Annotated in this window: 5 protein-coding genes; 3 read left to right on the forward strand and 2 right to left on the reverse strand. The window is 70.3% G+C overall.

What is annotated here, in order from left to right; all coding sequences use genetic code 11:
* Nucleotides 1–11: 11 nt before the first annotated feature.
* The gene (locus ACFVT5_RS39365) at nucleotides 12–332 is read left to right on the forward strand and encodes a WXG100 family type VII secretion target (RefSeq protein WP_389898487.1); all 321 of its coding nucleotides are present in this window, start codon (nucleotides 12–14) and stop codon (nucleotides 330–332) included.
* Nucleotides 333–450: 118 nt separating this feature from the next.
* Here ACFVT5_RS39365 and ACFVT5_RS39370 read toward each other — a convergent pair whose 3' ends face one another.
* Nucleotides 451–1,089 carry a hypothetical protein gene (locus ACFVT5_RS39370; RefSeq protein WP_389898489.1) on the reverse strand — a complete coding sequence of 213 codons (639 nt, stop codon included), beginning with the start codon at nucleotides 1,087–1,089 and terminating at the stop codon, nucleotides 451–453.
* Between the two features lie 212 nt (nucleotides 1,090–1,301).
* Between ACFVT5_RS39370 and ACFVT5_RS39375 the strand changes: the two genes are divergently transcribed.
* A complete protein-coding gene (locus tag ACFVT5_RS39375) occupies nucleotides 1,302–1,739 on the forward strand; it encodes a hypothetical protein (protein ID WP_389898492.1) in 438 nt (145 codons plus the stop codon).
* Nucleotides 1,740–1,797: 58 nt separating this feature from the next.
* Entirely contained in the window at nucleotides 1,798–5,976 is a 4,179-nt protein-coding gene (gene eccCa, locus ACFVT5_RS39380; protein ID WP_389898494.1) for a type VII secretion protein EccCa, read from the forward strand.
* Between the two features lie 328 nt (nucleotides 5,977–6,304).
* Here the strand turns inward: eccCa and ACFVT5_RS39385 are convergent, their stop codons facing one another.
* The gene (locus ACFVT5_RS39385; protein WP_389898496.1) at nucleotides 6,305–6,643 is read right to left on the reverse strand and encodes a hypothetical protein; all 339 of its coding nucleotides are present in this window, start codon (nucleotides 6,641–6,643) and stop codon (nucleotides 6,305–6,307) included.
* Between the last annotated feature and the right edge of the window lie 1,627 nt (nucleotides 6,644–8,270).

The raw sequence follows: 8,270 nt of genomic DNA on the forward strand, positions 1-8,270 counted from the left end.
GTGCTTCCCAGATGGCAGAACCAAGCATGGACGAATGGCTCGCGGACCTCGCGGCGCTGAAGGAGGCGATCGGCGCTGTGGGGCGGGAGTCGTCGGAGATCACGACCGGCATGGCGTCGATAGCCACCAGGATGAACGACATCGGCACCTCATGGAGCAGTCCGTCCTACGCCACGTTCGACGACATCAAGTCGTGGTTCCTGACCTGCCAGCGCGACCTGGAAGCACTGATGGAGGACATCCTCAGCCGGATGAACACCACTTACTCGAACTACCACAACGCGGAGGGCACGAACTACGACAACGTTTCCGACGGGCCGTCGGGTGGCTGAGCTGCGCCGCGGCGCGCCCGGGACGCCGCGCGCCGTCCAGCACGCGGCGTGCCACCGCGGCACGGCGCACGACCGCCCCGCTCCGCACCTGCGGAACGGGGCGGTGCGGCCCGCCGGTTCAGGCTTTGGCCGGAGGAGCGGGAAAGCGGGATGTGCGGTCGGCCTCCGCGTAGACCTGCCCGGAGTGGTTGAGCAGCGCGATGTACTCGCCCAGTTTCTCGATCGTGGAGCCGACTTCGAGCAGCGCGCGCTCCATGGCCGGGTTCATCTCGGCGGCGAACGTCTCGCCGGTTTCGGCAAACGGGTTGTCAACGGACTTGCCCTGCTGCGGGTCGTACGACATCGAATTACTGTTGTCTCCCCCTCTCTCATACGTGTCCGTGGCGCCCTGTCCGAAGACGGTGTCCTTGACGGCTGCGACCAAGGCGCGGACCTCCTCGTACGTGTCCACCGCGCCGCGTGCCTCGGTGAGCATCGACTTCTCCGCTGTGCGCAGTGCGCCGAGGTCGACCCTCAGATCCCCGGAGGGTTCGGTGATCTCCTCCGGCTCCGGTCCGTCTCCGCCCCCCGACAGGTCTGTCGGGTCGATGTTGAAGGAGGGCGGCACGTCCCAGGCGACCTCTGTATCCGGTACCAGGTGGCTGAGGTCCTTGCCGTTGTCCTCCGAGGGATCGGCGACTCCGTCGCCGTCCTCGTCCACCATCTCCGGCTCGGGAAGCGGTGTGTCGTCGTACTGCGAGTCGATCGGTCCGGTCACGGTGTCTCCTTCGTCTCTCACGCGTCGACTTCCCGGCCCGGTGTGCGGACGACACGGGATGCCGGGCGGCCCCCGGGGCATCGGCCCCGAAGAACCGCCGCCAGCTTAACCAGTTATATGACGAATTATCAGTGTGGTCTCTTTTTATCGCCCTTGAGGGAATCACCTCATACCTCCCAGATCATCGGATCATCACCCGAGGAAGGTGAGCCATGGCTGACAGCGAAGCCGCCAACTACGACCTCTCCGTCATCGATGTGTCCCCGGCCGGCATGAACGTCACGTCCAAGACGCTGGTCGAACTCTCGCTTTCCGTCGCCGAGCGCATCGGCACCATCCTCACCACGCTGAACGGGCTGCGCGTGGGGTGGCAGGGCCAGGCCGCATCGGACGCCGAGAAGGTGCAGAAGGAGTGGACGCGGGTCATGACCGAACTGTTCGGCACCGAGGAGGACCCGTCCCTGGGGGTCCTGCCCGCGCTGGCGGACGGAGTGGGCATGGCCTGGGGCAACTTCAGCGTGGCCGAGCAGGGCGTCACCAAGATCTTCACCGAGTTCATCATCAACCTGACCGGGACGGGCAGCGGTGGTGATCCCGAGGAGGTCACCGACACCAACCGGACAGCGGTCACTATGACCTTCCCCTACTGAGTACCGCCTTCTCACACTCCCCGTGTCCTACACCCCGACAGGCAGCTAGGCAGCAACCGTGAGCCGAACCCCGTTCCACCGCCCCGTCCGGATGACGCCCCCACCGATGCCGGAGGGCATGACGAAACTGGCCTCCCCGCCCCAGCGGCCCCAGCCGCAGGGCGCGGCCGGATGGCTGATGCTGCTCCTGCCGCTGCTGTCCAGCGTGAGCATGGCCGCGTACATGGTGGCCTACGGCAGGGCCTGGATGATCCTGCTGGGGTTCGCCTTCGTCGTGGTGTCCGTGGGCATCACCATCGGTGTGCGGATGCAGTTGCGGAGCAGTCGGCGCCGCAAACAATTCCGGCAACGGGACCGGTACCTGGAATACCTGGCCGGTGTACGCAAGCGCGCTCAGCTGAGCAAGGTCGGCCAGCAGGCCGCCGACGCCTGGCGGCATCCACACCCCGAGCGGCTGTGGGCGATAGCCACCCAGCGACGCCGGGTGTGGGAACGCCGCCCCGATGACAAGGACTTCCTCCACCTGCGGCTCGGCACCGGCACGGTGCCACTGGCCGACGCGCTGCGCCTCCCGGAGCAGAGCGATCCAACCATCGAGGTCGACATCCAGTGCCAGCACGCCGCCGCCGAACTCGTCGAGGCGCACAGCACGGTGGGCGGCCAGGCCGCCTGGCTGGACCTGCGGGCGTCCGGCGTGGTCAGTCTGCTGGGGCCACGCCCTCGCACCCGGGAGCTGGCCCAGACCCTGCTGATGCAGCTCTCGGTACTGCACGCCCCCGACGACGTGCGGGTCGCGGTCGTCACCGGCGGCAACTCCGCCTGGGACTGGGCGAAGTGGCTGCCGCACACCCAGGACCCCGACCCGCGGGCACAGAGACGAGAGCAGGAGGTCGTCCCCCTGCTCGCCGACGACCTCGCCGGACTCCACGATCAACTGCGGGCCGCCCTCGACGAAGCGGTCGCGGCCCGCGCCGAACGCAACGGCCGTCTCATCGCCCAGCGTGATAACGGCCCGCGCCGCCACCTGGTCGTCTTCCTGGACGACTACGAACCCGGGGCCTCCTGGGCCCGATCCGCGCTCCTGGCCGACCTGTTCACCGAGGCGGGTCCCGATCTGGGGGTGCACGTGGTGTGCCTCGTGGAGGAAGAGGGCTCCGAACCGGGGCGGGTCGACGTACGCGCCCGTACGGACGCACGCGGTGGACTCGTCCTGGAGGGACGCATGCCGGGCTTGTACGCGGCGGTCGAGAAGGGCGCCGCCGACGAGCCGGAGCCCGCGGTCCTGGCGGCCACCGCGCGTGCGCTGGCACCGCTGAGGCTGTCCGGCGAACGCGAACAGGTCCTCGCCGAGGACGTCTCCCTCTCGGGGATGCTCGGCTTCACCGACATCGCGGCCTTCGACCCGGCCGCAGGGCGGCGCAGCCCCGACGCGAAGGACCTTCTCAGCGTTCCCATCGGGGTGACCGGCACCGGCGAACCGCTGCACATCGACCTCAAGGAGTCGGCGCAGGGCGGCATCGGCCCGCACGGGCTGGTCGTCGGCGCCACCGGGTCCGGCAAGAGCGAGCTGCTGCGCACCCTCGTCACCGGTATGGCCATGGTGCACGCGCCGGAGCACCTGGCCTTCGTCCTCGTCGACTTCAAGGGCGGCGCCACCTTCGCGGGCGTCACCGAACTGCCGCACGTGTCCGGCCTCATCACCAACCTCGCCGACGACCTCGCGCTGGTCGACCGGATGCGCAAGGCCCTCCAGGGCGAACAGCAGCGCCGGCAGCGCATGTTGCGTGAGGCCGGGAACGTCGACTCCGTGCGCGAGTACCAACTCCGTCAGGCCGCCGGTGGAACCGATGTCAACGGCAAACCGCTCGACCCCCTGCCCTACCTGTTCATCATCGTCGACGAGTTCGGCGAGCTTCTCTCACAACGTCCGGACTTCATCGAGCTGTTCGTCCAGATCGGCCGGGTCGGGCGTTCGCTCGGCATGCACCTGCTGCTGGCCACCCAGCGCCTTGAGGAAGGCAGGCTGCGCGGCCTGGAGTCCCACCTGTCCTACCGGATCGGCCTGCGGACCTTCAGCGCAGCCGAGTCCCGCGCCGTTCTCGGAACCCCCGACGCGTACGCGCTTCCCGCCATCCCGGGCTCCGCCTATCTGAAGGTCGACGAGTCGGTCTACGAGCGCTTCCGCGTCGCGCACGTGTCGGCGCCCTACCGTGAGCCGGACTCCGAGGCCGCCGCCGTGGCCGCCGAACCGGTTCCCTTCGCCGTGCACGGGGACCTCGCCCCGCTCGCCCCCGAGGAGAGCGAGGCGACCCGCTTGGAGTGGACCCCGGGCGGGGGCGCGACCGAACTCCAGATCGCGGTCGAGCGACTGGTGAACAAGGACGTCCCCGGCCACCAGGTGTGGCTGCCCCCGCTGCCCGCGCACTTCGCCCTCAGCTCGCTGCTCGGTGAGCCGGAGGTCGACCCGGAGCTGGGCCTGCGCTGCTCCCTGTGGCCGTACACGGGCCGGCTGGTGTTCCCGATCGGTGTGATCGACGTGCCCGCACGCCAGGAACAGATCCCCCTCACGGCGGATCTGACGGGAGGCCAAGGGCACATCGCCCTGGTCGGCGCCCCGCAGAGCGGCAAGTCGACCTTCCTGCGCACCGCGATGCTCAGCGCCATGCTCACCCACACACCCGAAGAACTTCAGTTCTACGCCATCGACATGGGTGGCGGCTCGCTGCACGGACTGAGCGACGCACCCCATGTCGCCGGCATCGCGGGCCGCCGCGACGAGGAGCGGGTGCGCCGGGTGCTGGCCGAGGTCGGCCGACTGGTCACCGCGCGCGAGCGGATGTTCCGCGACCTGCGCATCCAGTCCGCGGCCGAACTGCGCACCCGCCGGGCCGAGGGTGAACTGCCCGAGGGCGTGCGGGCCGCGGACATTGTGCTGGTCGTCGACAACTGGGCCGCTCTGCACACCTCCGACGACAACGCCGTCACCACCCTCACCGACATCGCCGCCCGCGGCCTCGGTGTCGGAGTTCATCTGTGGCTGACCGCCAACCGGTGGGCGGAGATCCGCGTCGGCCTGCGCGACAACATTCCGGGCCGTCTCGAACTGCGGCTCAACGACCCCACCGAGTCCGAGATCAGCCGCCCCGCCGCCCGTGCCCTGGGCCAGAGCGTTCCAGGCAGGGGGCTGGCCTCACCCGGGCTCACCCACCACATCGCGCTGCCCCGGCTGGACGGCGTGGACGGCATGGACGGGATCGCCGACGCCGAGCGCCTGCTGGTGTCCAGGATCGCGGAGGCATGGCAACGGGCCGCGGCCCCGGCGCTGCGCGTACTGCCCGACCGGATCACCGTCCGCGAGTTGTCGGCCGCCGCGGCGCCGTCGCCCGCCGAACGCTGGGAGGGCCACGGCGCCGCCCTCGGCGAACGCGAGGTACCCGTCGCGCTGCGCGAGTCCGACCTGGCTCCCGTCGGACTCGATCTGACGTCGAGCGACCCGCACTTCGTGGTGTTCGGCGACTCCGGATCCGGCAAGACCGCGTTCCTGCGCGCCTGGATGCGCGGTCTGGCCGCCCGCCACACCGCCCACGAGCTGCGGTTCATGGTCGTCGACTACCGGCACAGTCTGCTGGGCGTGGTGGCCGACGAGTACATCGGTGCCCGCGGCGGCAGCTCCGACCTGGTCGCCGGACAGGTCGGTGCCCTCGCCGAGACCCTGCGCTCCCGGATGCCTCCGGCCGACATCACTCCCACCCAGCTCGCCGAGCGCGGCTGGTGGAAGGGCCCCGAACTGTACGTCGTCGTGGACGACTACGACCTGGCGGCGGGCAGCATGGGACGTGGCCCGCTGGCTCCGCTGGCCGAGTTCATCCCGCAGGCGGACGAGCTGGGCTTCCATCTCGTACTGGCCCGCCGGGTCGGTGGCGCCGCCCGAGCCCTGCTGTCGGACCCGCTGCTGAGCAAGCTCAAGGAGATCGGCTCCGGGGGCCTGCTGCTGTCCGGCGACCATCGCGAAGGGGTCCTCATCAACGAGCAGCGCGCGTACCGCCGTCAGCCCGGTCGCGGGACGCTGGTCCGCCGGGGGCATGAGCCCACCGTCGTCCAGGTCGCCATGGACGAGCGGGATGTACCGGCCGAGGAGTCCGCAGCGCCGTCCGGCACCGGTGCCGGTGATCGGCGGGCCGGCGAACCCCGCGCCGAAGATCCGCCCACGACGCGAGCACAGCCCGTGATCCGGTGACCTAGCCACCTCCGCAGACCACCCGGTACGGCACCGGTCAGGCGACCGTCGAACACACCACGCCCAGGGAGGGCGGCCCCACCATGGAAGACGCGGATTCTGTACTCGGCGACATCAAGGTCGAGGAGATGTACGCCCTGGGCAACGCCTGGATCCAGCTCGGTGACGCTCTTCACGAGCGCCGGGTCGCCGTCAACGGCCACGTGGACGGCATCGGCATGACCGGGGCGGCGGGCGACGAGGCACGCCGGGCGTGGGAGGAAGGGCTTGCCCCGACCTTCGACGCCGCCGCCGAGAAGGCGTGGACGATCGGGCAGACGATCAACCGCTACGCCGACGAGTTGTACAAGGCGGCCGAGGAGTACGCGGAGCAGCTCAACGCCGCCATGTGGGCGGACATCCTGGGCGTCATCTTTGGGCTCGCCCTGATCGGCCTCGGGCCGATCCTCGCACGGGTGATGTCGATCATCAGTTCGCTGCTGGCCAGGCTGATCCCGGTGGTGACCGCGATTGCGAGCCGGCTCGGCACCGTGGGGGGCGCGGTCGTCGGCGCCGTCGGGGGCGCCGTCGCCGGTGCCGCGGTCGAGGCGGGACTCGACATCGGCATCGGTGCGCTGGGCGCCGAGATCGCGGGTGCCGATTTCGAGGTGACCTGGTCCGTGGCCATCAGCGCGATCGTCGGGGCGGGCTTCGGCGCGCACGGCGGCGGCTTGATGGGCTGGCATTACGGCGGTGGGGGGCGCTCCTTCGTTCCCAAGCCCACTCCTGGTGTCGACGCCCCGCCGGCGTCCGTGCCCCCCGGTGTCACCCCGTCCACCGTCAAACCCATGCCGGGTGGCGGAGATGGGACGGTTCCCTCTCCGTCCCGGACACCTGGCGGCGACCTCTCCCTGCCCACCCCTGACGGCCTGGGCAGGGGAGACGGATCGCTGGCTCCGACTCCGTCCGGCGGCAGGGACAGCGTCTCCGTCAAGGAGAGCAACCCCACCAACAGCGGCCCCGGCAACGGACGTTCGAACGACCTTGGTATGCCCGCCCAGCCGACGAAGACCGACGGTTCCTCCACGGCACCGCCTTCCACACCGCTACCGGGTCGCGGGAACTCGCCGACGGAGACTCCCGGCTCGACCCCCCGGCCGGGTCCGCCCGGACGCGACGGCGGCAGCGCCCCCGCCCCGCAGCCGCCGGCCACCACGCATCCCGTCGGCTCCGGGAACGGCGCCGGCCTCACCCCGCCCGCCGGGAAGCGCCCCGACGGCCCCCCGGTCGCTCCGGACTCCCGGGTCACCCCGGACTCCCAGCCCGGTGGCACACCGCCCAGGAACCACGGTTCCGATTCGCCGCCCCCCACGCCGGTCCCCGCGCCGGGAAAGGTGCCAGGGAATGGCTCCCCCACTCCGGCCCCCAAGCCCGAGCCCGCCCCGGACGGCGGCCGGCCAGCTTCCGGTGTTCCCACACCGAAGCCGGTGAATGGGCGTCCGGATGGGTCTGGGGATGGTGGGCCTTCGAACGTGGCGGTCAACATGCGTCCTGACGGTTCCCCGGCCGTCCCGGGGTCGCGTCCTGGCGGTCCGGCTCATGAGGGAGGTGGCCCGGCCAGGTCCGACAACCGCCCGCCCGGCACGCCCAGCGGCTCGCGCCGGTATGACAACTCGACTGACTATCTGGGTGGTCCGCAGAACAACCCGCATGGGACGCATGGGAATAAGCCCGGCCCGTCGGATTCCAAGCCGGGTTCGGTGGGGGAGTCTTCGAGGTCTGGTGGTTCGGGTGGTTCGGATCCCATGGCCAATTCGGGTCGGCGGTTGGGGGATGGTCAGCGGGTTGAGCCGCCGCTTCGGGCGTCGGATTCCAAGCCGGGTTCGGCGGATCCCATGGCCAATTCGGGTCGGCGGTTGGGGGATGGTCAGCGGGTCGAGCCGCCGCTTCGGACACCGGATTCCAAGCCCGGCCCGAGGGGGGAGTCTTCCATGCCTGATGGTTCCGGTGGTTCGGATCCGGTCGTCAACCCGCGCCGAGAGTCGGGTGGGGGGCAGGGTGATCAGGATGGTCGCACTGCGCCGCCGCCGGGCAGGACGAAGGACGGAGTGGAAGGAGCTCCGGGAGCGGGTGGGAAGTCGTCGGGGGGTTCGCGTCCTGGTAGTGGCCCTCGGATTGTTGAGTTGAAGGACCTTGCGGATAGGTCGCCTGCTGAGGCATCGGGAGCGGGTGGGAAGTCGTCGGGGGGTTCGCGTCCTGGTAGTGGCCCTCGGATTGTTGAGTTGAAGGACCTTGCGGATAGGTCGCCTGCTGAG

The organism is Streptomyces sp. NPDC058001 (assembly GCF_042886315.1).
GTDB lineage: Bacteria > Actinomycetota > Actinomycetes > Streptomycetales > Streptomycetaceae > Streptomyces.

Coding starts and splice junctions, on each gene's coding strand:
- ACFVT5_RS39365 (WP_389898487.1), top strand. CDS start 12: ATGGCAGAACCAAGCATGGACGAATGGCTCGCGGACCTCGCGGCGCTG.
- ACFVT5_RS39375 (WP_389898492.1), top strand. CDS start 1,302: ATGGCTGACAGCGAAGCCGCCAACTACGACCTCTCCGTCATCGATGTG.
- ACFVT5_RS39385 (WP_389898496.1), bottom strand. CDS start 6,643: ATGGCCACGGACCAGGTCACCTCGAAATCGGCACCCGCGATCTCGGCG.